At 62.5% G+C, this 25,854-nt stretch carries 24 protein-coding genes and 1 pseudogene; 16 read left to right on the forward strand and 9 right to left on the reverse strand.

Going from position 1 to position 25,854, the window contains the following annotated elements:
* The first annotated feature begins 99 nt into the window (after positions 1-99).
* Positions 100-2,640 (forward strand): annotated as a pseudogene (locus AO268_RS04335) (LuxR C-terminal-related transcriptional regulator).
* Positions 2,641-2,784: 144 nt separating this feature from the next.
* Here AO268_RS04335 and AO268_RS04340 read toward each other — a convergent pair.
* Positions 2,785-3,573 (reverse strand): IclR family transcriptional regulator, encoded by a 789-nt coding sequence (locus AO268_RS04340; RefSeq protein WP_076962811.1) that lies wholly within the window; start codon positions 3,571-3,573, stop codon positions 2,785-2,787.
* Between the two features lie 119 nt (positions 3,574-3,692).
* On the opposite strand from AO268_RS04340, the gene hmgA reads away from it, so the two are divergent.
* The 4 genes from hmgA (at position 3,693) to AO268_RS04360 (ending at position 8,354) form a co-directional block, all read left to right on the forward strand.
* Positions 3,693-4,976 (forward strand): homogentisate 1,2-dioxygenase, encoded by a 1,284-nt coding sequence (gene hmgA / locus AO268_RS04345; RefSeq protein ID WP_099167981.1) that lies wholly within the window; start codon positions 3,693-3,695, stop codon positions 4,974-4,976.
* 3 nt (positions 4,977-4,979) lie between these two features.
* Positions 4,980-6,278, forward strand: a complete 1,299-nt coding sequence (fahA, locus tag AO268_RS04350) for a fumarylacetoacetase (RefSeq protein WP_099167982.1) — start codon at positions 4,980-4,982, stop codon at positions 6,276-6,278.
* Between the two features lie 12 nt (positions 6,279-6,290).
* Entirely contained in the window at positions 6,291-6,926 is a 636-nt protein-coding gene (maiA, locus tag AO268_RS04355) for a maleylacetoacetate isomerase (protein WP_076962808.1), read from the forward strand.
* Between the two features lie 69 nt (positions 6,927-6,995).
* A complete protein-coding gene (locus AO268_RS04360; protein WP_099167983.1) occupies positions 6,996-8,354 on the forward strand; it encodes an MFS transporter in 1,359 nt (452 codons plus the stop codon).
* Between the two features lie 82 nt (positions 8,355-8,436).
* Here the strand turns inward: AO268_RS04360 and AO268_RS04365 are convergent, their stop codons facing one another.
* A complete protein-coding gene (locus tag AO268_RS04365; protein ID WP_099167984.1) occupies positions 8,437-9,240 on the reverse strand; it encodes a SirB1 family protein in 804 nt (267 codons plus the stop codon).
* Positions 9,241-9,425: 185 nt separating this feature from the next.
* Here AO268_RS04365 and AO268_RS04370 point away from each other — a divergent pair, with 185 nt between their 5' ends.
* Positions 9,426-10,466, forward strand: coding sequence for a Leu/Phe/Val dehydrogenase (locus AO268_RS04370; RefSeq protein ID WP_076962805.1), 1,041 nt, complete (start codon positions 9,426-9,428; stop codon positions 10,464-10,466).
* Between the two features lie 32 nt (positions 10,467-10,498).
* Here the strand turns inward: AO268_RS04370 and AO268_RS04375 are convergent, their stop codons facing one another.
* Positions 10,499-10,759: a YebG family protein gene (locus AO268_RS04375; RefSeq protein ID WP_003188807.1), complete on the reverse strand. Its 261-nt coding sequence runs from the start codon at positions 10,757-10,759 to the stop codon at positions 10,499-10,501.
* A gap of 429 nt (positions 10,760-11,188) precedes the next feature.
* Here AO268_RS04375 and AO268_RS04380 point away from each other — a divergent pair, with 429 nt between their 5' ends.
* The 4 genes from AO268_RS04380 to AO268_RS04395 all read left to right on the forward strand — a co-directional run bounded on the left by AO268_RS04380 (position 11,189) and on the right by AO268_RS04395 (position 12,783).
* A complete protein-coding gene (locus AO268_RS04380) occupies positions 11,189-11,524 on the forward strand; it encodes a DUF6124 family protein (protein WP_076962804.1) in 336 nt (111 codons plus the stop codon).
* A 153-nt stretch (positions 11,525-11,677) separates the two neighbouring features.
* A complete protein-coding gene (gene relB / locus AO268_RS04385; RefSeq protein ID WP_076962803.1) occupies positions 11,678-11,866 on the forward strand; it encodes a type II toxin-antitoxin system RelB family antitoxin in 189 nt (62 codons plus the stop codon).
* Positions 11,856-12,125: a type II toxin-antitoxin system RelE/ParE family toxin gene (locus tag AO268_RS04390; RefSeq protein ID WP_076962802.1), complete on the forward strand. Its 270-nt coding sequence runs from the start codon at positions 11,856-11,858 to the stop codon at positions 12,123-12,125. The genes relB and AO268_RS04390 overlap by 11 nt, the downstream gene beginning before the upstream one ends.
* Positions 12,126-12,333: 208 nt before the next feature.
* A complete protein-coding gene (locus AO268_RS04395) occupies positions 12,334-12,783 on the forward strand; it encodes a phosphate-starvation-inducible protein PsiE (RefSeq protein ID WP_076962801.1) in 450 nt (149 codons plus the stop codon).
* A gap of 1 nt (position 12,784) precedes the next feature.
* Here AO268_RS04395 and AO268_RS04400 read toward each other — a convergent pair whose 3' ends face one another.
* From AO268_RS04400 to AO268_RS04410, 3 genes are all read right to left on the reverse strand, one after another.
* Positions 12,785-13,102, reverse strand: coding sequence for a DUF3509 domain-containing protein (locus AO268_RS04400; protein WP_076962800.1), 318 nt, complete (start codon positions 13,100-13,102; stop codon positions 12,785-12,787).
* Positions 13,103-13,372: 270 nt separating this feature from the next.
* On the reverse strand, positions 13,373-14,659 hold the full coding sequence (locus AO268_RS04405) for a serine/threonine transporter (protein WP_076962799.1): 1,287 nt from the start codon (positions 14,657-14,659) through the stop codon (positions 13,373-13,375).
* A 60-nt stretch (positions 14,660-14,719) separates the two neighbouring features.
* Positions 14,720-16,096: an L-serine ammonia-lyase gene (locus AO268_RS04410; protein WP_099167985.1), complete on the reverse strand. Its 1,377-nt coding sequence runs from the start codon at positions 16,094-16,096 to the stop codon at positions 14,720-14,722.
* A 137-nt stretch (positions 16,097-16,233) separates the two neighbouring features.
* Between AO268_RS04410 and AO268_RS04415 the strand changes: the two genes are divergently transcribed.
* Together AO268_RS04415 and AO268_RS04420 are read left to right on the forward strand one after the other, a co-directional pair.
* Positions 16,234-17,181 (forward strand): LysR substrate-binding domain-containing protein, encoded by a 948-nt coding sequence (locus AO268_RS04415; protein WP_099167986.1) that lies wholly within the window; start codon positions 16,234-16,236, stop codon positions 17,179-17,181.
* 212 nt (positions 17,182-17,393) lie between these two features.
* Complete coding sequence (locus AO268_RS04420; protein ID WP_099167987.1) at positions 17,394-17,801, forward strand: HPF/RaiA family ribosome-associated protein; 408 nt, start codon at positions 17,394-17,396, stop codon at positions 17,799-17,801.
* A gap of 105 nt (positions 17,802-17,906) precedes the next feature.
* Here AO268_RS04420 and fecA read toward each other — a convergent pair whose 3' ends face one another.
* From fecA to AO268_RS04435, 3 genes are all read right to left on the reverse strand, one after another.
* Positions 17,907-20,252 carry a TonB-dependent Fe(3+) dicitrate receptor FecA gene (gene fecA / locus AO268_RS04425; RefSeq protein WP_099167988.1) on the reverse strand — a complete coding sequence of 782 codons (2,346 nt, stop codon included), beginning with the start codon at positions 20,250-20,252 and terminating at the stop codon, positions 17,907-17,909.
* 91 nt (positions 20,253-20,343) lie between these two features.
* A complete protein-coding gene (locus AO268_RS04430) occupies positions 20,344-21,288 on the reverse strand; it encodes a FecR domain-containing protein (RefSeq protein WP_099167989.1) in 945 nt (314 codons plus the stop codon).
* Complete coding sequence (locus tag AO268_RS04435) at positions 21,285-21,773, reverse strand: sigma-70 family RNA polymerase sigma factor (protein ID WP_099167990.1); 489 nt, start codon at positions 21,771-21,773, stop codon at positions 21,285-21,287. Before AO268_RS04435 ends, AO268_RS04430 begins: the two co-directional genes overlap by 4 nt.
* Positions 21,774-22,022: 249 nt before the next feature.
* Here AO268_RS04435 and AO268_RS04440 point away from each other — a divergent pair, with 249 nt between their 5' ends.
* From AO268_RS04440 to dacB, 4 genes are all read left to right on the forward strand, one after another.
* A complete protein-coding gene (locus AO268_RS04440) occupies positions 22,023-22,325 on the forward strand; it encodes a DUF3649 domain-containing protein (RefSeq protein WP_099167991.1) in 303 nt (100 codons plus the stop codon).
* Positions 22,322-23,896, forward strand: a complete 1,575-nt coding sequence (locus AO268_RS04445; protein ID WP_099167992.1) for a PepSY-associated TM helix domain-containing protein — start codon at positions 22,322-22,324, stop codon at positions 23,894-23,896. The genes AO268_RS04440 and AO268_RS04445 overlap by 4 nt, the downstream gene beginning before the upstream one ends.
* Positions 23,896-24,222: a DUF3325 domain-containing protein gene (locus AO268_RS04450; protein ID WP_099167993.1), complete on the forward strand. Its 327-nt coding sequence runs from the start codon at positions 23,896-23,898 to the stop codon at positions 24,220-24,222. The genes AO268_RS04445 and AO268_RS04450 overlap by 1 nt, the downstream gene beginning before the upstream one ends.
* A 145-nt stretch (positions 24,223-24,367) precedes the next feature.
* Positions 24,368-25,822 carry a D-alanyl-D-alanine carboxypeptidase/D-alanyl-D-alanine endopeptidase gene (gene dacB, locus AO268_RS04455; protein ID WP_099167994.1) on the forward strand — a complete coding sequence of 485 codons (1,455 nt, stop codon included), beginning with the start codon at positions 24,368-24,370 and terminating at the stop codon, positions 25,820-25,822.
* Positions 25,823-25,854 lie beyond the last annotated feature (32 nt).

Raw genomic sequence — 25,854 nt, forward strand, 5'->3', positions numbered from 1 at the left:
ATGCCCGGCAATCAGCCCGCTGAATACTTCTTCAACAACGCCCATTGACAGGACTACGGTAGATCGCACGCCGCATAACAATAAAAAAGGGACGCTGTAATGACCGCCATGCCCCGTCGCCTGGATCGCCCTGGATTCATGCCACGTCTGTCTTCCCACCATGTGCTGCGCCCACGCCTGGCCGAACCGTTGCGGGGGGCGGAGGCGCGGGTTCGGTTGCTGTGCGCGCCGGCCGGCAGTGGCAAGAGTGCCTTGTTGGCCGAATGCGCCCTGCAGGCCCCGGCGAGCTGCCAGGTGTATTGGCTGCCACTCAACGGTGCAGCCTTGGCCCCCCTGGATTTGTGCCAGCGCCTGGCCCAAAGCCTGGGGCTGGCGTTTGTCGATGAAGCCAGCTTGTTGCTCGACCTGAGCCGCTGGCAAGGGCCGGCCTGGTTGTTTCTCGATGACTATTGCCGGGTATCGGCGCCAGCCCTGGATGCCTTGCTCGATCGGGTGCTGGCGGCCAGCAGCCCGGCCTTGATCTGGTGGCTGGGCGCGCGGCGCCGGCCGGCCTGCAATTGGCCAAGGCTGTTGCTCGACGATGAGTTGTGGGAGTGCGGCGGCACCGAGTTGGCGTTCGATCAGCGCGAGGTCCAGCAATTGCTCGATCATCACGCCGTGGGCATGCAGACCGCCGACAAGGTCTTGCAGTTCTGCGCCGGCTGGTGCGCCGGCGTGCGTATCGCCCTGCTCGAAGGTGACAGCCATCCCGACAGCGGCGCCTGGCATGGGCGCTCCCAGACCCTGCTCGATTACCTGCAACACGAACTGTTCAGCACCTTGCCCAGCGAGCTGGAGGAAGCCTGGCGGGTACTGGCGCACCTGCCACGCTTCAACCCTGGGCTGTGCGAGCACCTGTTCGGGTTTGGCGATGGCGCCGACTACCTGCGCGATCTTCAGGCCCTGGGCGCGTTTATCGAGCCCTGGGAAGATTCGCCGGACTGGCTGCAGGTCTTCGCGCCCCTGGCCCAGCTGCTGCGCGATGAACCGTGGCCGGCCCGACGCTCCTGGCACCGGCGCGCCTGCCAATGGTTTACCGCGCAGCAGGATTGGCAGGCGGCGTTCGAGCAGGCGTTGCTCGCCGAGGAGTACGAAGTGGCGGTCAGCCTGTTGGAACACTTCAGTTTTGAAGACCTGTTCCGTCAGCAGAACGCCGTGCTGTTGTTGCGCCTGCATGAGCAACATGGCGACGAGTTGATGCTCGGCTCGGCGCAACTAGTGGGGCTGGTCACGGCTGCCTTGCTGTTTGCCGGGCGTTTCGACCAGGCCGCGCAATGCATCGATCAACTGGCGCGCTTCACCCCGCAACCCACGGCCGCCTTGCAACGGCACCTGTTGGCGCGTTGGCAGGCGCAGTGGGGGTGGTTGTTGCATCTTGGGGGGGACGCGGTGCCTGCGCGTGAGCATTTTCTGGAGGCACTGAATGATTTGCCGGACAGCGCCTGGACATCGCGCCTGATGTGCCTGTCCGGGCTGACCCAGCAAGCGCTGTTGCGCGGCGAACTGGAGGTGGCCCAGGCCCTGAACCGCGAGGCGCTGTGCCTGGCGCGGGCCCATGGTTCGTTGCTGCTGGAGGCGCTGCTGGAGCTTGATCATGCGCAATTGCTGGAACAGCGGGGCGCACCGTATCGGGCCCAGAGCCTGTTGGAAAGTGTACAGGCCATGTTGATCCAGCAACGTCTCAAGGCCGGGCCGTTGATGGGGCGGATTGCTCTGCGCCGTGGGCACCTGGCTTTGCGCCAGGGGCATGATGCCCTGGCCACCGAGTGCCTCGAAGCCGGCCTGGGCATGTGCCTGCACAGCCAGGACAAGCGCGTGCTCTACGGCTTCCTCGGGTTGGCGATGCTGGCGGCCAACCGCGGTGACTACGCCCAGGCGTTTATCCAGTTGCGCGACGCCGAGCGCCTGATGCAGCGCCGGCAGGTGCCCGACACCGTGTATCGGGCGGTGTTGCTGTTGCTCAGCGGGCATTTCTGGCTGCAACAGGGGCGTGCCGAACTGACCCTGGAAGCGCTCAGCCGAGTGCTGCGCCACTATCACGGCCCCCAGGCCAAGCAGGCGCCGCCGGCGACCCTGGAGCTGATCCCCCGCCTGGAATACCTGCTGGTACTGGCCCAGGTCAGACTGCACCGGGCCGAGCAACCCATCCAGCGCCTCATAGCCTTGCTCGATACCGCCCGCGAGCGGGGCATGCAGTGCCTGGAGGTGGAGTTGCACCTGGTGTTGGGCGAGGTGGCCTAGCAACAAGGGGAAAAAGTCCTGGCGGTGCGCTCGCTGCAAACCGGGCTTGCCCTGGCGGCGCGCTGCCAGGTGCAGCAGGCCGTGCGTGAACTGCGCTTGCGCCAGCCGGGGCTGCTCAGTGAGTTGGGGCTTGAGCCTCAGGAGGCAGTGGCGGCGCCAGGGGCCAACCCGTTGAGTCAGCGGGAGCTGGAGGTGTTGCAACTGATCGCGCGGGGTAACTCCAACCTGGAGATTGCCGATTTGTTGTTTATCTCGCTGCACACGGTGAAGACCCACGCGCGGCGGATTCACAGCAAGTTAGGGGTGGAGCGCCGCACCCAGGCCGTGGCCAAGGCTAAGACCCTGGGTCTGATGGCCTGATTATTCTAAGCAGCGTTGATCAAAATGTGGGAGCTGGCTTGCCTGCGATAGCGGTGGGTCAGTTAATGCATTTGCCTACTGATACACCGCTACCGCAGGCAAGCCAGCTCCCACATTTGCCCGCATACATTCAGTTGCAACGGGTCAGGGCTGGTAACCCATCCGCCAACTCACCGCCTGGCTCGCCGCCAGCAATTGCCCGGCCGCCGGCCCGTCTTCATCGGCATGGAACAACGAGGTCGGCCCCACCACGGTCATCACCGCCACCACCTGCCCCATCGCATTAAAGACCGGCGCCGATAACGCATCGACCCCGGGCATCAGCAAACCATGGACAAAGTGCAAGCCACGCTGGCGAATCTGCTCACAGGTCTGCCCATACGCCTGATCGTCCACCAGCGCATGGGCGGTGCCGGCCTGGATCTCCCGCGTGCGCAGGTCCATGGTTTCGCGCTCGGGCAGAAAGGCGCTGAACACCAGCCCGGTCGAGGAACTGAGCAGCGGCAACACCGACCCCAGCTGCGTCACCACCGTGACCGCGCGCACCGCCGGTTCGATATGCACCACGGTCGCGCCATGGTTGCCCCACACCGCAAGAAAGCAGGTTTCATTCAATGCATCGCGCAGTTGTGCCAGAGGCAGGGCGGCGACTTTCAGCACGTCCATGCTGCCCAGTGCCGCCAGCCCCACGCGCAAGGCCTCGCGGCCCAGGCCGTAATGGTTGGTGGCGATGTTCTGTTCGGCAAACCCCGAGGCAATCAGGGCCTGTAAATAGCGGTGGACCTTACTCGCCGGCATCTGCACATGTTCGGCCAGGCGCGACAGGGACGTGGCCGGCGACAGTTCGGCCAGGGCCTTGAGGATGTCGGTGCCGACTTCGGCCGAGCGGACTTTTTGTTTACCAGTGTCGCGGGGGGCGGGCGGCTTTTCCATGGAGAGCGTGTATCCGAAAGACGAATGGCGGTCTTTATAGCTTGACGGCCGACAGGGAGCAAATTACGTTATGCGTAACTGGATTACGATAAAAACAACCTCCTGATTGAGGACGCTCCATGAACCTCGAATACCAATCGGGCTTTGGCAATGAATTTGCCAGCGAAGCCTTGCCCGGCGCACTGCCGATCGGCCAGAACTCCCCGCAAAAAGCGCCCTATGGGCTGTACACCGAGTTGTTCTCCGGCACCGCCTTCACCATGGTGCGCAGCGAAGCCCGGCGCACCTGGATGTACCGCATCCAGCCATCGGCCAATCACCCGGCGTTCGTCAAGCTGGACCGGCAACTGGCCGGTGGCCCGTTGGGCGAGGTCACGCCCAACCGCCTGCGCTGGGACCCGCTGGGCATTCCCAGTGAACCCACCGACTTTATCGATGGGCTGGTGGCCATGGTGGCCAACGCCGGCGCCGAGAAACCGTCCGGCATTAGCGTCTATCACTACCGCGCCAACTGCTCCATGCAGCGGGTGTTCTTTAATGCCGACGGCGAGCTGTTGATCGTTCCCGAGCAGGGTCGCCTGCGCATTGCCACCGAACTGGGCGTGCTGGAGGTCGAGCCGCTGGAAATCGTCGTGCTGCCACGGGGCTTGAAATTCCGCATCGAGCTGCTCGATGCCCAGGCTCGTGGCTACGTCGCCGAAAACCACGGCGCGCCGCTGCGCCTGCCGGACCTGGGGCCGATTGGCAGCAATGGCCTGGCCAGCCCCCGGGACTTCCTGACCCCGGTCGCCCACTACGAAAACCTGTCGCAACCCACGCCCCTGGTGCAGAAGTTCCTCGGCGAGTTGTGGGGCTGCACCCTGGACCACTCGCCGCTGAACGTGGTGGCCTGGCACGGCAACAATGTGCCGTACAAATATGACCTGCGTCGCTTCAACACCATCGGCACGGTGAGTTTCGATCACCCGGACCCGTCGATTTTTACCGTGTTGACCTCGCCCACCAGCGTCCACGGCCTGGCCAACCTCGACTTCGTGATCTTCCCGCCGCGCTGGATGGTGGCCGAGAACACCTTCCGGCCACCGTGGTTCCACCGCAACCTGATGAACGAATACATGGGTTTGATCCAGGGCGCCTACGACGCCAAGGCCGAAGGCTTCCTGCCCGGCGGCGCATCGCTGCACGGCTGCATGAGCGCCCACGGCCCGGATGGCGAGACCTGCACCAAGGCCATCGCCGCGGACCTGGCGCCGCACAAGATCGATAACACCATGGCCTTCATGTTCGAGACCAGCCAGGTGCTGCGCCCAACCCGGTTCGCCCTGGACTGCCCGCAACTGCAAAACACTTACGACGCTTGCTGGGCCACGCTGCCGGCAACCTTCAACCCGAATCGGAGATAAGCCATGACGCAGTCCACTCTCACCCGCAGTTGGGTGGCCTCGGCCAACGGTCACCCGGATTTCCCCCTGCAGAACCTGCCCCTGGGCATCTTCAGCCTCAACGGTTCGGCACCGCGCAGTGGCGTGGCGATTGGCGAGCATATTTTGGATCTGCAAGCGGCCCGCGACCTGTTTGACGGTGAAGCGCGCCGCGCCATCGACGCCATGGCAGACGGGCAACTGAATGCCTTCTTTGAACTGGGCCGTGGCCCGCGGGTGGCCCTGCGCGAACGCCTGCTGCAACTGCTTGCCGAGGGCAGCGACCAGCAAGCCAAGTTGCAAGCCCTGGGCGCCCAGGTGTTGCCACTGGCCGTCGATTGCCAGATGCACCTGCCGGCAAAAATCAACGATTACACCGACTTCTACGTTGGCATCGAGCACGCGCAGAACGTTGGCAAACTGTTCCGCCCGGACAACCCCCTGCTACCCAACTACAAGTATGTGCCGATTGGTTACCACGGCCGGGCGTCGACCATCCGCCCGTCCGGCACCGAGGTGCGTCGGCCCAAGGGCCAGACCTTGCCGGCCGGCCAGACCGAACCGACGTTCGGCCCGTGCGCACGCCTGGACTACGAGTTGGAACTGGGGATCTGGATCGGCCAGGGCAATGCCATGGGCGACTCGATTGCCATTGGCGACGCCGCCGAGCATATCGCGGGCTTCTGCCTGCTCAACGACTGGTCGGCGCGGGATATCCAGGCCTGGGAATACCAGCCGCTGGGGCCGTTCCTGTCGAAAAGCTTTATCACCAGCATCTCGCCCTGGGTGGTCACGGCCGAAGCCCTGGAACCGTTCCGCAAGGCCCAGCCTGCACGCCCGGCCGGTGATCCACAACCGCTGCCGTACTTGCTGGACACCCGCGACCAGGCCGCTGGCGCCTTTGATATCGAACTGGAAGTGCTGCTGACCACCGCCGCGATGCGCGAGCAGAACCTGGCAGCCCATCGCCTGACCCTGAGCAACACCCAGCACATGTACTGGACCGTGGCGCAAATGGTCGCGCACCACAGCGTCAACGGCTGCCAGTTGCAGGCCGGCGACCTGTTTGGTTCGGGCACCCTGTCGGGCCCCGAGGCCGGCCAGTTCGGCAGCCTGCTGGAAATCACCGAAGGCGGCAAAAAGCCGATCGAACTGGCCTCCGGCGAGGTGCGCAAGTTCCTCGAAGACGGCGACGAAATCATCCTGCGCGCCCGCTGCCAGCGTGACGGTTTTGCCTCCATCGGCTTCGGCGAATGCCGCGGCACCGTGGTCGCCGCGCGCTAAGGGGGCGAGGGGATGGAGCTCTATACCTACTACCGTTCCACGGCGTCCTACCGGGTGCGCATCGCCCTGGCGCTCAAGGGCCTGGACTTCACCGCGCTGCCGGTCAACCTGCTGGTGCCCAAGGGCGGCGCCAACCGCCAGCCCGAATACCTGGCGATCAACCCCCAGGGCCGTGTCCCGGCCTTGCGTACCGACGAGGGCGAGCTGTTGATCCAGTCGCCGGCGATCATCGAGTACCTGGACGAACGTTATCCACAGGTGCCGCTGCTCGCCAAGGACCTGGCAACCCGCGCCCATGAGCGCGCGGTGGCCGCGATCATCGGCTGTGACATTCACCCGCTGCACAACTCCAGCACGCAGAACCTGTTGCGCCAGTGGGGGCATGACGAGGCGCAATTGCTGGAGTGGATCGGGCATTGGATCAGCCAGGGCCTGGGCGCCGTGGAGCAATTGATCGGTGACCAGGGCTATTGCTTTGGTGACCAGCCAGGGCTGGCGGATGCGTTTCTGATCCCGCAGTTGTATGCGGCCGAGCGCTTCCAGGTGGCGCTGGAGGGTTACCCGCGAATCCTGCGCGTCGCCGCATTGGCAGGCAAACACCCCGGGTTTATCCAGGCCCACCCCTCCAACCAACCTGATACACCCTAGATCAATGTAGGAGCAGGCAAGCCAGCTCCCACAAGTGATACCCCATAAAAATAAAACAGGTACCTTGCGATGCATAATCAGATTGCCAGCTTTCGCGCGGCACTCGACGCCCGTCCGGTGTCGCGCTACCAGTGGTTGATTCTCCTGTTATTGGCGTTATTGCTGGTGACCGATGGCTACGATGCCCAGGTGCTGGGCTACGTAGTGCCGGCGCTGGCTCAGGATTGGGGCCTGGAAAAGGCCGCCTTCGGCCCCGTGTTCAGTGCCAACCTGCTGGGGCTGACCCTGGGCTCCCTGGCCGTGACGCCCCTGGCGGACCGCTTCGGCGTGCGCCGCATCCTGCTCGCTTGCGTGCTGATCTACGCCAGCCTCACGGTGCTGATGGTGTTCGCCAATTCCCTGAATACGCTGATGGCCGCGCGTTTTATCTGCGGCATTGGCATGGGCGGCGCGATGCCCAGTGCCATGGCGTTGATGTCGGAGTATTCGCCACCGCGCATGCGTACCTTGATGGTGACGCTGGCGGCCTGTGGTTTCTCGTTCGGCGGGGCGGCGGGTGGTTTTGTCGCGGCGGGGTTTATCGACAGCTTCGGCTGGGAGGCGGTGTTCCTGGCGGGTGGCGTGACACCGTTGCTGCTGTTTCCCTTCCTGGTATGGCTGCTGCCTGAATCCTTGCCGCGCTTGCTGCGCGATGCACCGCCCTATGCGCGCCTGCAAAAAGTCACGGCGCGCATGCTGCCAGGCTGGCAGGCACCGGCGGCCAGCGAAGAACAGAATCGCCAGGAGCAGGGCAGCCAACTGACGGTGGTGGAGTTGTTTCGCCATGGTTATGCGCGGCCGACGCTGCTGATCTGGTCGACCTTTTTCGTCAGCCTGCTCCTGCTGTACTTCATGATCAGTTGGTTGCCGTCACTGCTGCTGGAAAGTGGCATGCCCTTGAACAAAGCCAACCTGGTGACCTCGATGTTCCTGTTCGCCGGCACCCTGGGCGCGATTGGCATGGCCTGGTTTGCCGACCGCCTGAAAAGCAAGGTGCGCCTGCTCTCCGGTGTATTGGCGGCCGCGGCGGCGTGCACCATTTTGCTGGGGCTCAACCATGACAACCCGAGTTACCTGGTGGCGTTTGTGTTTGCAGCGGGCTTTTGCATCATCGGCGGCCAGTTGACCCTCAATGCGTTTGCCAGCAACTTTTACCCGGCCCATGTCCGTGCGACGGGCACGGGCTGGGCACTGGGTGTCGGGCGGTTTGGTTCGATCCTGGGGCCGCTGTTTGGCAGCATGCTGCTGGCGATGCACGTACCGGTGCAGCAGATTTTCTTCTTCTGCGCGATTCCGGCGGTGATTGCGGCGTTGCTGATTATTCAGGTGCGCTCGCCCGGGGCCACGCCGCCAAAAGATTCACTGCGTGGCGATATCCTCAAAACCTGAAGAGCACCATGCTTACCTGTGGGAGCTGTCGAGCCCCAGCGAGGCTGCGATGGGGGCGACGCGGTTTAACGGTCGGCCCCCTTCAATGCACCACCGCCCCAGGCGGCAAATGCCCCAGCCGCTCCGTCAGGCGCAGCCGCTGCACCGGGTCTTCACTGAGCAACAGCGCGTGCTCAAGATCAAAGCGCTCGGCATTCGGGCAGTCCAGGTGCTTGTACAGACTGGCCCGTGCCAGGTAGTCGGCGGCGCTGGCATCGCCCAGTTCCAACACCCGCTCGGCGTCGATCAGCGCCGCCAGGTGATTGTCATTGGCCAGGTGCAGTTGCCGCAGGTTGCGCGACAGCCGTTGCAGGATCAACCGCGGCTCGGCGCTGCGCAGGTGTTCGGCTTGTAGCTTGAGATTGGGGCCGTACTGGCGTTGCAGCAGCTCGCGGCAGTCGTTGGGGTACAGCCGCCGCCCGCCGCAGGGGTCGAGTAAATGGTCGGCACCGCTCACCCGCAGCAGGAAGTGCCCCGGAAAGTTGACCCCGACCATGGGGATCTCCAGGCGCCGCGCCAACTCCAGGGCGATCAGGCCCAGGGCCAGGGGTTGCCCGCGTCGGCGCTGTAACACCTTGCCCAACAGCGCGGCGGCGGGGCGCAAGGGGGTGAAGTCGTCCTGGGCGAACCCCAGGTCATTCATGATCCGCAGCAACGGCTGGCCCAGCTCATCGGCCGGCAGCAACGGCATGCCGAGGCTGACCTGCTGTTGCAGCACCGTGAAGTCAGCCAGGATCGCCCGTGGGTCCACGGCAGGATCGTGCTCGGCCGCGATCCATAACGCGGCTTCAAACAGCGCCGGCGGTGAGCGGTGCAGGCATTCAAAAAAGGCTTGGCGGGGATTCATGACGTTCTCCGACGGATGTCTCGTTTTAGCCTTGCCGAGAACTTTCGTCCAGCTTCTTGAGAATCAGCCTACTTGTTTATGTCGCAAAGCCTGTAATTACGGCCTGCTTATTCCCGCGTGCTCCGGCAAGCTTTTAACGGCGGCCTATACTTGGCGACAACAAGAAATGATTCGGGAGCTTGACGATGTTTGCTCTCATGCACAGCACCCGCCTTGAATCCCTGCACCTGAGCGTTGACCCGGTGACCGGGTTGAAGGCGGTCATTGCCATTCACAGCAGCCGCCTTGGCCCGGCCCTGGGTGGCTGTCGCTACCTGGCCTACCCCGACGACGAAAGCGCCGTGGCCGATGCCGCGCGCCTGGCCCAGGGCATGAGCTACAAAGCCGCGCTGGCTGGCTTACCGGTGGGCGGCGGCAACGCGGTGATCATCCGCCCGGCCCATGTGGAAAGCCGCGCCGCGCTGTTTGAAGCCTTCGGCCGGTGTATCGAGCAACTCAATGGCCGCTACATCACCGCCATCGACAGCGGCACCAGTGTGGCCGACATGGACTGCATCGCCCAGCACACACGCTTTGTCACCAGCACCACCGCCGCCGGCGACCCGTCGCCCCATGCGGCCATGGGCGTATTCGCCGGCATCCGCACCGCCGCCATGGCCCGGCTGGGCAGCGACAACCTCGAGGGCCTGCGCGTGGCAATCCAGGGCCTGGGCAATGTCGGCTACGCCCTGGCCGAACAACTGCACGCCGCTGGTGCCGAATTGTTGGTGAGCGATATCGACCCTGGCAAAGTGCAACTGGCCATGGAGCAACTGGGCGCCCACCCGATTGCCAACGACGCCTTGCTCAGCACCCCCTGCGACATTCTTGCGCCGTGCGGCCTGGGCGCCGTACTCAACCGCCAGAGCGTTGCCCAACTGCGCTGCGCCGCCGTGGCCGGCTCGGCCAGCGCGCAACTGACCCACCTGCAAGTGGCCGACCAATTGGAGGCCCGCGGCATCCTCTACGCCCCGGACTACGTGATCAACTCCGGCGGCCTGATCTACGTTGCCCTCAAGCACAACGGCGCGGACCTGGCGACCATCACCGCGCACCTGTCCAACATCGGCACGCGCCTGACCGAAATCTTCGGCCACGCCCAGGCCGAAAAACGCTCACCTGCCCGAGTGGCCGATGAGCTGGCCGAACGGCTGCTGTACGCCGAGCCCTTATTAAAAAGGCCCTGAATCAATGATTCAGGGCCTGTTCAATTCGGGCTTTATTCCGCCGCCGGGTTCAGCAACTCGGACAACGCATCCGGCTGGCTCTTGAACGCCTTGGCAAACACATCGCGATTCTTCGCCATGTAGATCCCGGCCTCCTCCACCTGCTGCTCGCTCAGGGACGGCACGGCTTTTTGCAACACTTCTGCGAGCAACTCAGCGAGTTCAAGCATCTTGTCATGACGGTCAGCTTCGGCTTTATCCATGAACAAACGCTCCAGATCTCGGCTGCTGCGGTATACCACTTCGACGGCCATTCACCACCTCACATGCCTTCACGATAGTTGTCTATTGCGACTACTGTATTTATATACAGCTAAAAGGATAAGCCAATCCATGGGGTTTGGGTAGCAGCTTTTTAATGTAGTTGGGAAATGGGGGTTTGCTACAACGGAAATTTCTGACAACTTGCCGGGGTTGCGCTGGATTTGTCCGGTGGCTTACCTTCCTCGGGCGCTGCGTATGCAGCGAGTGGGCTTGGCGGCCCGGTAGAAGATAGCGCAACGACCCCCAACAAGATTGCTGGCGTTTTAACGCCTGCTTTCCTATGTCATGGCGGGTTGCGCAGGGACCCTTCGGGGTGCTGGGTTTCTTCTTACCGGTCCGCCAACCTTGTGCAATCCGTCACCCAATCTGCTTGGCGGCAGACGGCGGTGGATCTCCATTCGATCAAGAAGAGATACGCCATGAAAAAGAACTCCCCCAACCCCCCAGACAACTCACGCAATGACGCTCGGCTGCAAGCGGCTGCCAATCGGGCCATTGATCACTACTTGCGGTCTGAATCGCTTCAACCTGCTCCGGAGCCCCCCGCGACGCTTTTCAGCGTAACGCCTCGGGCTGATACGCAAACCTTGCTGGTCAACGCTAGCGAAACCTTGAATAGCGCCCGTGAAATGGCAAGCACACTGGCTTTTGATCTTGATGGCTCACAGCGCAGCTTGCTGTTGGCGATTCACCAGTTGGTGGAGATGGGTGGTTTACTGGTTGACCGAGCGCTGGAGCAGGTCGCACCCGCGTAATCTCACAACCTGGATCGTCCCCTTGTTCACGGGAGCGATCCAGGAAGTAGTCGCGTGGTCTTCGAGTTTTTCTGTTACTCACTTCATCGCTTGGAGCACGACAGTAAAAACGTCAGCGACTAGACTCCTTCTTCATCGACAACGGAGGCTTTTATGGACACTTCCTTTTCTTCTGCTACCCCCGCAGATACTGAAGAGCAGGCTGACAGCTATGACCGCTGGTTTCGTGCCAAGGTGCAAGCCGCTCTTGATGACCCAAGGCCAGGTATTCCTCATGATGAGGTGATGGCAGAGATGCGCGCACTGATCGAATCCAAACGCAAGAAAGGCGATGCTGATTGAGTGGGCCCCCGCAGCGCGGGTGCAACTCCGGCAAATTATTGATTACATCAGCGACCGCAATTCAATTGCAGCGCTCGAGCTTAACCAGGCAATAGAAGCCTCTGTACTGGCTCTGTCCCGTAGGCCCCATCTTTACCGACCCGGACGGGTTATCGGCACGCGGGAGATGGTGGTTCATCCAAATTATCTGGTTGTCTATCAAGTGACGGACTACATCCGGGTACTCTCGGTCTTGCACGCGCGCCAACGGTATCCCTGATAAACCTGCCTCTCGGATGCTCAGAGTTAATGTGTTTTTTTGTATGCGTGTCTCCTGTCATTCCACCATCATCTCATTCTGCAATCTCTGGCCTTCTTTCTGCATGCAGAGAAATCGTCATGCCAAACGGGCATTATCCCCCGCGAGTCGAAGCCTGGCTTAGGCAGTGGCAAATAGTTGGCTATTTTTTAAACAGTGGTGGTGAGCAATGACAGAAATGAAGTGGGCCGAAAAAGTGCGCAAAAGCCTGCACGCGAATGCCGATTCCCTGGGCAACCTGGCGGTGGAGGCGTTTCACTACCTGGCGCTGTTTGGCATCGGTGCAATCACCGCCTATGCGGCAATAATGACCTTTATCGATATGTTGCAAAAAGGCGGCATCAGCGTGGATGACATCCTGCTGCTGTTTATCTACCTGGAGTTGGGCGCCATGGTGGGGATCTATTTCAAGACCAACCACATGCCGATCCGCTTCCTGCTTTACGTGGCAATCACCGCATTGACCCGCCTGCTGATCGGCGACGTATCCCACCACAATGCCCCGGACCTGGGGATCATTTACCTGTGTGGTGGGATTCTGCTGTTGGCGTTCGCCATCCTGGTGGTGCGTTTTGCCTCGTCGCGTTACCCATCGGTCAAGGACAAGTCCGAGTCCTGAGTCAGAGCCCGGCCGTGACTGGCGGCCGGTTGCTGGGCGGGCGCTGCAACAGTTGGTGACTGTCGCCGTCGGTCATCATCGCCAAAATCTCCATGGCACTGTGGCCCTGTTCAATGGCAATGCCCCATTGCACGCTTTGCACCAGGCGTTTGAGCCGTTGTGGGTCGTTGCGCTGTTCGGCGCTGATCATGCGTTTGGCGACCACGCCGTTGTCGTCGGAGAGGGTCAGCAGGATGCTGCCGTCCAGGCGCTGGATACTCAGGTTGACCCGGTATTGTGGGGTGAACGTGTCGGTGATCAGCTGAAAAGGATTGTCCATGGTGCGTTACCGCCTGATAAGAACATGCACTGATTGACGACCGGTAGGGCGATTGGTTCGTGTTGCCTGACCACCGGTCACAAGCTCCGTTTTCCTTCAGAGGGTGTACAGCAAGGGGCGTGCCGTACAGGAATCTTTCAGACGACGAGCTACCCCTGTGGGAGCGGGCTTGCCCGCGATTGCGGTGGGTCAGTCAAATACTTATCAACTGACCCACTGCTATCGCGGGCAAGCCCGCTCCCACATTTGATCACCGCTGTGTGCGACGTTTCAGGGCACCAGCGAGAAAATGACCGCAGACAGCGCAATCAGCCCCACCAACACCACAAACACATTCGACACCTGGCCCGAATACTGGCGCAACGCGGGGACGCGGCGGATGGCGTACATCGGCATCAGGAACAGCAGGCACGCGATGATCGGCCCGCCGAGGGTTTCGATCATGCCCAGGATGCTGGGGTTGAACGTGGCGACGGCCCAGCAACTGAGGATCATGAACACGGCGGTGCAACGTTCCAGCCAGCGCGCCGACAGGGTGCGGTTGCGCCCGCGCAGGGACTTGACGAGCAGGCCCTGGAAGCCTTCGCTGGCGCCAATGTAGTGGCCGAGGAAGGATTTGGTGATGGCCACCAGCGCGATCAATGGCGCGGCATAGGCGATGACCGGGGTTTGGAAGTGGTTGGCCAGGTAGGACAGGATCGAGATGTTCTGTGCCTTGGCGGCGGCAAGGTCGGCGGGTGACAGCGCCAGTACGCAACTGAAGCAGAAGAACATCACCGTGAGCACCATCATGCCGTGGGCCATGGCCAGGATACCGCTGCTCTTGCGTTCGGCTTGGGCGCCGTACACCCGTTTCTGGTCCACCGCAAAGGCCGAGATGATCGGCGAGTGGTTAAACGAAAACACCATCACCGGAATCGCCAGCCACAGGGTGTTGAAGAACACCGGCAGGGGCATGCCCTCGCTCGCCGAGGCGAAGAACGCGCCGTTCCAGTTGGGGATCAGGCTTAGCGCCAGTAACAGCAAGGCGGCGACGAAGGGGTAGACCAGCACGCTCATGGCCTTGACGATCACGCCCTGGCCGCACCGCACAATGGCCATCAGGCCGAGGATCAGCACCAGGGACAGGATCGCCCGTGGCGGTGGGGTCATGTGCAGTTGGTGTTCCATAAAGCTGCCGAGGGTGTTGGTCAGCGCGACGCTGTACACCAGCAGGATCGGGAAAATGGCGAAGAAGTACAGCAGGGTGATCAGCTTGCCGGCGCCGACGCCGAAATGTTCTTCCACCACGTCAGTGATGTCGCCGGATTTGCCCGACAGCACAAAGCGCGTCAGCCCACGGTGGGCGAAGAAGGTCATGGGGAAGGCCAGCAGCGCCAGCACGATCAGCGGCCAGAAGCCACCGACTCCGGCGTTGATCGGCAGGAACAGGGTGCCGGCACCGATGGCGGTGCCGTACAGGCCCAGCATCCAGGTGGTGTCGTGTTTGCTCCAGCCCGTTGTCACGGTGTGTTCTACAACAGGGTTTTCGGCAGCAGGTGTACGTACATCGGTCATCGTTATTGCCTCGTTATTATTTTTGCGCGGGCTCACGTAGGGGGCGGGTAGCAGTGCTCCTCAGCACTCCACCCAGCTGACCGCCAGGCCGCCCCGTGAAGTTTCTTTGTATTTGTCATGCATGTCGGCGCCGGTATCGCGCATGGTGCGGATCACCCGGTCAAGGGAGATAAAGTGCTTGCCGTCGCCGCGCAGGGCCATTTGCGTGGCGTTGATGGCTTTGACGGCGGCGATCGCGTTGCGCTCGATACAGGGCACCTGGACCAGGCCGCCGACCGGGTCGCAGGTCAGGCCGAGGTTATGTTCCAGGCCGATTTCGGCGGCGTTTTCCAGTTGCTCGGGGGTGGCGCCGAGGATCTCCGCCAGGCCTGCGGCGGCCATGGCGCAGGCCGAACCGACTTCGCCCTGGCAGCCGACTTCGGCACCGGAGATCGAGGCGTTTTTCTTGCACAGGATGCCGACGGCGGCAGCCGCCAGGAAGAAATTCACCACATCATCATCAGACGCGTCGGCGTTGAATTTCATGTAGTAGTGCAACACCGCCGGGATGATCCCGGCTGCGCCGTTGGTGGGGGCGGTGACCATGCGCCCACCGGCGGCGTTTTCTTCGTTGACGGCCAGGGCGAACAGGTTGACCCATTCCATGGCCGACAGGGTCGAGGTGATCACATTCGGTTTGCCGATTTCCAGCAGGCTGCGGTGCAGTTTGGCGGCGCGGCGCGGCACATCCAAACCGCCGGGCAAGATGCCTTCATCGCGCAGGCCTTGTTCGACGCACTCGCGCATCACCGACCAGATATGCAGCAGGCCGCTGCGGATTTCTGCATCACTGCGCCAGGCGCGTTCGTTGGCCATCATCAGTTCGGAGACCCGTAGGCCATGCGTGTTGCACAGGGCCAGCAGTTCGACGGCGCTGGAAAAGTCGTAGGGCAGTTCTACATCGCTGGTGGGAGCAATACCCGACTCGGCTTCCGCAGCCTCGATAATGAAACCGCCGCCCACCGAGTAGTAGGTCTGTTCGCTGAGCAGGCCGTTTGCCCCGTAGGCATGCAGGGACATGGCGTTGGGGTGGTAGGGCAGGCTTTCCTCCAGCAGCAGGAGATCGTGCTGCCAGTTGAAGGAAATTTCTTGGGTGCCGCCAAGCAACAAGCGGCCTGATTCGCGCAACTGTTGGATGCGCGGGCCAATGGAGGTGGGGTCAACCCGATCTGGCCATTCGCCCATCAACCCCATCACACAGGCACGGTCGGTGGCATGGCCCACGCCGGTGGCGGACAGTGAACCGTACAGGCGCACTTCCACGCGCTGGGTGTGCTCCAGCAATTGTTGGTCGGCGAGGGCCTGGGCGAAGGTTGCCGCTGCCCGCATGGGCCCCACGGTATGGGAGCTGGACGGGCCGATGCCCACCTTGAATAGATCAAAAACGCTGATAGCCATGCTAAAGCCTTACAAGCAATGGAGTAGGAATCGCTGCCATGTTTTGTAGGACAAGCGGAAGTGGCGCGATACTGAGCCTCTGGATCGGCACTGACCAACGAATTATCCTAAGACACCCTTTAGCAGGACTAAACGCTATGGCTCGCCCGCTTCATGCCCAGACCTATGTCTGGCTGCACGTCTTTGCCTGCGCCGCACGGCATTTATCCTTCACCCGTTGCGCCGAAGAACTGCACATCACGCCGGGGGCGGTCAGCCAGCAGATTCGCCAATTGGAAGAGCGCCTGGGCTTTCGCCTGTTTCATCGTCGGGCACGTGGCGTGGAGCTGAGCGCCGAGGGGCAGCGGTTGGCGATTACGGTGAGTGAGGCCTACGGCAGCATTGATGCCGAGCTGCAGCGCCTGGATGCGGGGATGATCAGCGGCACTTTGCGTCTGCGTTCGATTCCGTCATTCCTCGGCAAATGGCTGACGCCGCGCCTGCCGCGCTTGCAGCAGCGTTTCCCGGATATCCAACTGCGCCTGGTGGCCGAAGACAGCAGCATGGCCTTGCACGAAGGCGACTTTGACCTGGCCATCGACCTCAACGACGGCAGCTATCCGGGTTTGTTATCCACAGCCTTGCTCGATGAGCAGATCTTCCCGGTGTGTGCGCCGAGCCTGTTGCGCGGGCGCCCGCCGTTGCACGGCCCGGCCGACCTGGCCTATTTCCCGCTGTTGCACGACATCACTGCCTGGCGTGGGAGTTATGAATACGCCGAGTGGGAGTTTTACCTGAATGCTATCGGCTACCACGACGCCGATGTACGGCGTGGGCACACCTTCAACCGCAACCACCTGACCATCGAGGCCGCCATTGCTGGTATGGGCGTGGCGATTGCCCGGCGCACCCTGCTCAATGATGAGTTGGAGCGTGGCACGCTGATCGTGCCCTTTGGCCTCGCGGTGCCGAACCACAAGCGCTATGTGCTGCTGTATGCGCCAGGCGCGCTGAACCATCCCGGTGTGCGTGCGGTGCATGATTGGCTGGTGGAAGAGGCGGGGATTTTTCGCGGGTTGCACCCCTTGGGCGAGGGGCAGTTGTGAGGATTTTCGCCGGTGCGCGGGGGCACCCAACTCCCGACCATAACAGTGCTTTGGGCGGTTGTCAGACTTAATTTGTAATGTGGGATTTATCTTTGCATAGGGGTTGAATTGTTCCGTCAGGTGCTCAATTGTGTAGTTAAGAGGTCATGGTTTCACCGCATCGGTGTTGCAGTTGTGACCTCTGGCGAGCTAGCTGAAATAAGGGAAACACTATGCAAATCCTAGTCAACAGCGATAACCATATTGAAAGCAGCATCCGACTGGAGGAGTGGGTACGTACTACCATTGAGAGCACGCTCGAACGTTATGAAGAAGACTTGACCCGCATTGAAGTCTTTTTGAAGGATGAGAACGGCGACAAGCCGGGCCCCCACGATTTGAGTTGCCGCCTGGAAGCGCGGCCAAAGGGCCATCAACCGATTTCGGTCATCCATAAAGCCGACACCCTGGAACAAGCGATCGACGGGGCGGCCACCAAGCTGGATAACGCGCTGGAGCATCTGTTCGGCAGACTGCAAGGCAAGCCGCGTGCAGAGAAACGCACGCCCAACAACCAAGTCGATGAAGCCGGGCTTGAAGAGGAATTCCTGGAAAACGAACAGGCTGCGCTTAACAGCTGATTGCTGAGAGTTTTTCAACCCCAGACAAAACGGGCCTGCAGATGCAGGCCCGTTTTTGTTTGTGCTCAATACACATTTTCAATGTAGGAGCCAGCAGTCCGGCCGTCAGAACGCGACCGACGTCTGCACATACACCGTCCGCGGTTCTCCCACGTATTTGCCTTTGTTGTTATCGTCAAACGAACGGGTGAAGTACTGGGTATTGAAGATGTTCTTCACCCCCACCGCCACATTCAAATCCGACAACTGCGGGCCGAAGTCGTAGGCCGCGCGGCTGCTGAACAGCATGTAGCCGGGGATGCGTCCAGTGCTGCCATCGGCGCTTTCGGCCTGGGTGTTGGCGTTGTCGGCGAACTGGCTGCTCTGGTAGGTGCTGTCCAGGTTCAACTTCCATTGGCCTTCGGTGTAGCCCACGCCCAGGGTGCCTTTGTGCTTGGACGAGAAGGGTACGCGGTTGCCTTTGTTCGGGCCGTCTTCGCGGATGGTTGCATCGACATAGGCGTAGCTGGCGTACACATCAAAGCCGGCCAGCGCCGGGCTCAAGCCGTCGAGGGCGTAGTTGAGGCTGGACTCGATGCCCTGGTGCCGCGTTTCGCCCCGGGCGATCACCGAGTCGTTGGTCTGGTTGCTTTCGTACTGGTTGTCGAAGTTGATCAGGAACGCGCCGATTTCTGCACGCAGCGCGCCATTGTCGTAGCGCGTGCCGACTTCCCAGGTGCGGGCCTTTTCCGGCTTGACCGCGCCGCTGCTCACGCGGTTGGGCATCTGGCTGTACTGCACGCTGCCAAAGGAGCCTTCGGTGTTGGCGTACAGGTTCCACTCGTCGGTCAGGTGATAGAGCACGTTCAACGCCGGCAGGGCAGTGTTGTAGTCGCCCTTGTATTTGACGTTGGTCAGGTTGTTGGTCTGCTGGGACTTGATCATCTCGTAGCGGATGCCCGGGGTCACGGTCCATTTGCCGATATCGATCCGGTCATCGATAAAGAACGCATTGGCTTCGGTGCCGCCCCGGGTGTCGCGGTCGTTGCGGCTGTCGGTGTTGGGCAGTTGCTGGTTGGCGCTGATCGGCGTGCGGTAGCGCAATTCGTGCCCGGCCTCGTTGATGTAGCGGTAGCCTACGCCGACCTCGTGGCTGCTCGGGCCGAGGTCGAAGCCCTGGGCCAGGCGGGTTTCCAGGCCGCGTACCCAATACTCGCGCGGCGACAGCGAAAGGAAGCTGCCCTGGTCCAGATAGCCGCTGCGCAAGGTCTTGGTGAAGAAGCTGTTGACGGTGAATTCCCGACGATCTTCCTGGTAGCGATAGCCCACGTTGAACATCGTACGGCGGCCCCAGAATTTGTCGTAGGGACGGGTGGACTGATACGGGTCGGCCTTGTAGGCCGCCGTGCTCAAGCCTCCGGGCATATCGGCCTGACCTTCGTAGTACTGGGCCATGGCATTGAAGCTGTTGGCCTCATCCAGTTGGTAGTGGCCCTTGAGGATCAGGTCGTCGATTTGGCTGTCGCTGTGTTCGCGCCAGTCGCCGCCGCGGGTGCCGGAATACAGCAGCGCGCCACCCAGGCCATTGTCGGCGGTGCCGCCGGCCAGCAGGTTGCCGGTGGTCTTGAAGCCATCGTGGCTGGAGGATGGGCTGGTCTCGGTCTGCAGGCCGCCCTTGACCGTCGGCGCGTCGGGAATGGCCCGGGTCACGAAGTTGACCACGCCGCCGACGTTCTGCGGGCCGTAACGTACCGCGCCACCACCGCGCACCACGTCCACCGCATCCATGTTGCCCATGCTGACTGGCGCGAACGACAGTTGCGGTTGGCCATACGGCGCGAAAGGCACCGGTATGCCGTCCATCAAGACTGTCGAGCGCGACGCCAGGCGCGGGTTGAGCCCGCGAATGCCGAAGTTCAGCGCCATGTCGTGGCTGCCGGTGCCGTTGTTTTCCGGCGCATTGACCCCGGGAATGCGGTTGAGCACATCACGGGCCTGGGTCGCGCCCTGGCGCTCGAACTCTTCGCGACGGATCACATCGCGGGCGCCGGGGTGCTCGAAGACATTGGTCTGCGCCGCATCGCCGAGCCAGTCGCCCACCACGGTGGAGGTGCCCAGTTCCAGGGAACTCGGGGCATTCAGCGGTTGCAGGCTGTAGGCATTGTGACCTTCGGCGCGGGCTTGCAGGCCGGTGCCCTTGAGCAGTGCGTCCAGGCCTTGCTCGGTGGTGTAGTTGCCTGTCAGGCCCTGGCTTTGTGCGCCGGCGGTCACTTGCGAGCCAAAGGAAATCAGCACGCCGGCTTCACGGCCAAATTGATTCAGCGCGGCTTCCAGGGAGGCTGGGGCGATGTGATAAGGCTTGGCCTCGGCCGCCAAGGCGTAGGGCAGGGCGCTGAAACTGAGGCTGGCGCCCAGCAGCAAGTGGCGCAGCGTGCGGGCAAGTGGCGTCAGGCGAGTCGGGTGCTGGGGCATGAAGAATGTTCCTCAGAGGTGGGAAACTGGCTGGCTTTCCCTCTCTGTCACGCGAGGTACGGAAAACGGCTCACGGGTGCCTGAAAATAATTCAGGCGCGGGCTTCGACGCTGACCCAATAGCGGGTAAACCGCCGCACTTTGACCGGCAGGCTGATGGGCAGCAGGTCGAGGATGCGTTCGCTGTCGTCCAGCGGGTAGCTGCCGGAGATCAGCAGGTTGGCCACCTGCGGATCGCACTGCAATTGGCCGCGGCGATAACGGCTCACTTCGGCGAGGAAATCTGCCAGGCGCATGTGCGAGGCCACCAGCATGCCGTCGGCCCAGGCAGCGCTGTTGGCATCGGTAGGGCGCGGGGTATCCCAGCCTTTGCGCGTGAGGTTGACCTGGTGGGATTTTTCCAGGGGTAGGGGCAGGCCGCTGTAGGACCTGGGTGTAATCTCGACCTGGCCATCCAGCACGGCAACCTGAGTGTGGTCGTTGAACTGGCGCACATTCACCTGCGCCGCCTGGGTGGTGACAAGGCCCTGGCCGGTGATGATCTGCAACGGCGTGTTGGCGCGCAGCAATATTTCGCCTTCGAGCAGGCGGACCAGGCGTCGCGGGCCGTCAAATTGCACATCCACCGCACTGGCGGTATTGAGTTGCAGTTGGCTGCCATCGGCCAGTTGCATTTTGCGCCGCTGGCCGAAGGGGCTGCGGTAGTCGGCGGTCAACGGCGGGATCAAGTGTTGCTGGCGCAAGCCCCAGGTGGCCGCCGAGCCGGCGCCGAGGACCAGCAGCAGTTTCAGGGCCTGGCGCCGGCTGCTCGATTGCGCTGCGTTCAACGCGGCATGGGCCAGGGGCGAGGGCATGCCGCGCAGGCGCTGGTTGACCCGCTGAATATGCTCCCACGCCCGTTGATGTTCGCTGTGGGCCTGCAGCCAGTGCTGCCAGTTGGCCTGCTGGCGCGGGTTGAGCGGGCCTTGCTGCATTTGAATCAGCCACTGTACCGCCTGCTCGGCGACCTGGGGCGAGACGTTCGCGGCGGGGTTCATAGGGCGAAATAGCAGCGCATGGCGGCTTTACTCAGATGACGTTTGACGGTGGCGATGGAAATCCCCAGTTCGGCGGCGATTTGTGCGTAGGTCAAGCCGTCGAGCTGGGCCAGCAGGAAGGCGCGCTTGACCGGCACGGGCAAGCCATCGAGCAACTGGTCCAGCTCCATCAGGGTTTGCAGGATAATGGCCCGCTCTTCTTCTGATGGGGCGGCGAACTCGGGCATTTGCGCCAGGGCATTGAGGTAGGCGCGCTCCAGGTCCTGGCGGCGGTAGTGGTTGAACAGCACGCGCTTGGCGATGGTGGTGAGGAAGGCGCGGGGTTCGATCAGCGTCGGGGTTTCGCGGGCGGTCAATACCCGGATAAACGTGTCCTGGGCCAGGTCGGCGGCGCTGTGCGGGCAGCCGAGCTTGCATCGCAACCAGCCGGTCAGCCAGTGGTGATGGTCGTGATACAGGACTTCGACAGGATTGGACGGCCGCAACGCGAGCACTCCGGCAGCATCTGCATGCGTTAGATAACGAGAATTGTTCGCATTGTAGGGTGGCGGGTGGCATTCGGCAATCTGCATAAGACCGATAGCCGCTTTTATCGTCGCCACAGAACCCTGTGGGCTGGCTTGTGTGGGAGCTGGCCCCACATTTGATTGTGGTGCCCGCTTCATCCGTTCTCTTTTGCTTATAAGAATAATTATCATTAAACTCCAGCCCCTGATAAACCAGGTGCCACTGGCATGAAAAGCAAAGCATCCCTTCCTCTTTCCTATCGGCTCGGTGTGACGTCGCGGCTGCTGGCGGCTGTTGTCGGCGGTTATGTGCTGGCGTCCCTGGCCAGCGTGTGCCTGACCTTGTGGCTGCCCATCGCCCGTGTCGATGCCGTGGTCAGCGGCATGCTCAGTTCCTTTGTGTTCTACCTGCTGGCGGTGATCTGGTGCTTTGCCTGCCGCAGTGCGGCCCGCGCCTGGTTTGGCGTGCTGGTGCCCTGCGCGATACTGGCCACCCTGGCTGGCCTGGCCTACTGGATGGCACAGCCATGAAAGAGGGTTTCCGTCAGGCCATGGCCTGGTTGCACACCTGGACCGGGTTGATCTTCGGCTGGTTGCTGTTCGCGATTTTCCTCACCGGCACCCTGGCTTACTTCAAGGGCGAAATCACCCACTGGATGCAACCGGAAGTGCCAGCGCATACGGTGGACGATGGGCGCAGCGTGGCCGTGGCGCAACGCTACCTGGAACAGCACGCCCCCACGGCGGCGCGGTGGTTTATCGGCCTGCCCAACAGCCGCGACCCCGGTTTGTCGGTGATGTGGCAAGACCAGGTCGACCCCGGCCGGCGCGGCAATTTCATCGAGAAAATGCTCGACCCGATCTCCGGCGAACAACTCCAGGCCCGGGAAACCATGGGCGGCGAGTTCTTCTACCGGTTCCACTTCCAGTTGCAGATGCCCCACCCCTGGGGCCGCTGGTTGTCGACCATCGCGGCGATGGTGATGTTGGTCGCGCTGATTACCGGGATCATCACCCACAAGAAAATCTTCAAGGATTTTTTCACCTTCCGCCCGCGCAAGGGCCAGCGCTCCTGGCTCGATGGGCACAATGCGGTCGGCGTGCTGGTGTTGCCGTTCCACCTGATGATCACCTACAGCAGCCTGGTGATCTTCATGACCATGGTCATGCCCGCCAGCATCCTTGCGTCCTATGACGGCGGCACCCGCGCCTTCTTCAATGAACTGTTCCCGGCCACCAACAACGCGCCAGCCCTTGGCCAGCCGGGCAAACTGCTGCCCCTGGCGCCGCTGGTGGAACAGGCGCGGGCGCAGTGGGACGGTGGGCATGTGGGGCGGCTGGCGGTGAACAACCCTGGCGATGTGAATGCCTCGGTCAATGTCTCCCGCGCCGGCTCCGACCGGGTAGTGCATGATTTCGGCAGCACCGTGTCCTTTAATGGCACCACCGGCCAATTGCTGCGGGTGAGTGCCGAACAGTCGCTGCCAATGGCGATCAGCGGCAGCTTCTATGGCCTGCACATGGGCCATTTCGCCGGCCCGGTGTTGCGTTGGTTGTACTTTATCTGCGGCCTGGCGGGCACGGCGATGATTGGAACTGGCCTGGTGATCTGGCTGGGCAAGCGTCAGCTCAAGCATGTAAAAACGGGAGTGATGCCGTTTGAGTTGCGCCTGGTGGAAGTGCTGAACATTGCCAGCATGTCCGGGCTGGTCATCGCCATCGCCGTGTTTTTCTGGGCCAATCGCCTGCTGCCGGCGACCTTCGCCGAGCGCTCGGACTGGGAAGTGCAGAGCTTCTTTATCGCCTGGGGCCTGACCCTGCTCCACGCCATGCTGCGTCGTGGCCGCCGGGCCTGGGTCGAGCAACTGGGCCTGGGCGCCGTGCTGTTTATCGGCGTGCCGCTGCTCAACGCGTTGACCACGTCCGAGCACCTGGGCGTATCGCTGGCCAAGGGCGACTGGGCCATGGCCGGCTTTGACCTGACCTGCCTGGGCAGCGGTGTGTTCCTGGCCTGGGCCGCGTGGAAGATGCAGCTGCGCAGCGCCCCTCAACCCCGGGCCGAGCGCAGCCGCCCACTGGCCCTTAAAGGCGAGGTGCACTGATGTTGCTGGCCTTGTTGCTGTGCTACGCAGGCTTTGTTGCGCTGTGCCTGTCCCTGGACCGTCACCACGGCGAGTTGCTGCACAGCAAGCCCTCGCCACAGCGGCGCCTGGGGTTGCGCGTAGGTGGGTGGTTGCTGTTGGGGCTGTCGATCTGGCCGGCGGTGCACCTGGCCGGCTGGAGCCGGGGCCTGGTGGACTGGTGCGCGGTATTGATGCTCAGTGGGCTGTTGCTGGTGTTGCTGTTGCCATATCGGCCAAGGCTGGCCTTGATCCTGGCGGGCGTGGGGTTGCTGGCCAGCCCCGTTGCGGCTTTGGCGACCCTCTGAACCCGTTGATGATCACCACGCCGCCCGAGTCCCAGGATCACCCACGCGCAGAATCGTCGGACGGGCTGCCGGGCTATCGCAGGCGATGACGCTGGCGGCCTGAGCTGCTAGCGTTGCGCTCTTTGATGATGGCCGGGACGTGTTGATGCAGTGGGGACGATGGATACATACCAGTGCAATGCTGGTGGGCGTGAGCCTGTTATTGGGTGGCTGTGCCACGCCCTCAAACACCCGCGAGCAGGCGCTGGACCAATTGCTGGCCGACCCGGCCCTGGCCGGTGCCAGCGTTTCATTGATGGTGCGTGATGCCCGCAGTGGCAGCACGCTGTACCAGCACAACCCGCGCACGCGGCTGGTGCCGGCCTCCAGCCTGAAACTGCTGACCACGGCGGCGGCCATGGATGTGCTGGGCCCGCAGTATCGGTTTTCTACGCAATTGTTGAGCAATGGCCGCCAACAGGGCGTGCGCCTGCTGGGCAATCTGTACCTGCGAGGCCTGGGCGACCCGACGATCCAGTGGGCGGACTACCAGGCCCTGGCGGCGAACCTGGCCGCGCAGGGGATCCGGCAGATCCAGGGCGACCTGGTGTTCGATGACAGCTGGTTCGACGCCGAGCGCCTGGGGGTGGATTGGGCCCACGATGACGAAGACAAGTATTACGGCGCACAGATTTCCGCGCTGACCGTGTCGCCCAATGCTGATTTTGATGCGGGCACCTTGATCGTCACGGCCAGGGCACCCGCGACGGTCGGCCAGCCGCTGGGCGTCACCCTCAGCCCACCTACCGATTATGTGCAACTGAGTAACCTGGCGGTCAGCGGCCCGGGCAACAGCTATGGGCTCAATCGCCAGCATGGCAGCAACTTGCTGCGCCTCAGTGGCGCCTTGAAACCGGGGACGCAAAGTCGTCAGTGGGTCAGCGTGTGGGAGCCGACGCAACTGGTGGCCAATCTGTTTGAGCGGGCCTTGGCAGAGCAGGGCATCACGGTGCAGGGGCGGCGGGTGATCGGCGGTGAGAGTCCGGCGACGGCAACCGTGCTGGCCGTGCACGAATCGGCACCCTTGCAGGCATTGATCAGGCCCTTGCTCAAACTGTCCAACAACAGCATGGCCGAAGCATTGCTCAAGGCCATGGGGCGCCAGCAGGCGAATGCCGGTACGGCGGCAGCCGGGGTTGCGGCGGTGGCCGGCTTTCTCAAGCGCCAGGGCCTGGACCCGGCAACGTTGAACCAGGTGGATGGCTCGGGGTTGTCGCGACGTAACCTGATGTCGGCGCAGCACTTCACCGATCTGTTGCTGGCCATGGGCAAACAGCCGTGGTTCAACGCCTGGTACGCCGCGCTGCCCATCGCCGGCAACCCGGATCGCCTGGACGGCGGCAGCCTGCGTTACCGCCTGCGCGGGACAGCGGCGCAAAACAACCTGCGGGCCAAGACGGGGTCGATGGGTGGGGTGTCTTCGTTGACGGGCTACATCACCGATGCGGATGGGCGGCAGTTGGTGTTTTCGATGTTGACCAACAACTATGTGGTGGAGGGCAGTCGGATCAAGGCTGTGGAAGATCGACTGGCTGTGGTCCTGGCGCAACGCCTGGATTGAAACCCGATCAAAAAATGTGGGAGCGGGCATCT

The organism is Pseudomonas sp. ICMP 8385 (genome assembly GCF_002699915.1).
Lineage (GTDB): Bacteria > Pseudomonadota > Gammaproteobacteria > Pseudomonadales > Pseudomonadaceae > Aquipseudomonas > Aquipseudomonas gessardii.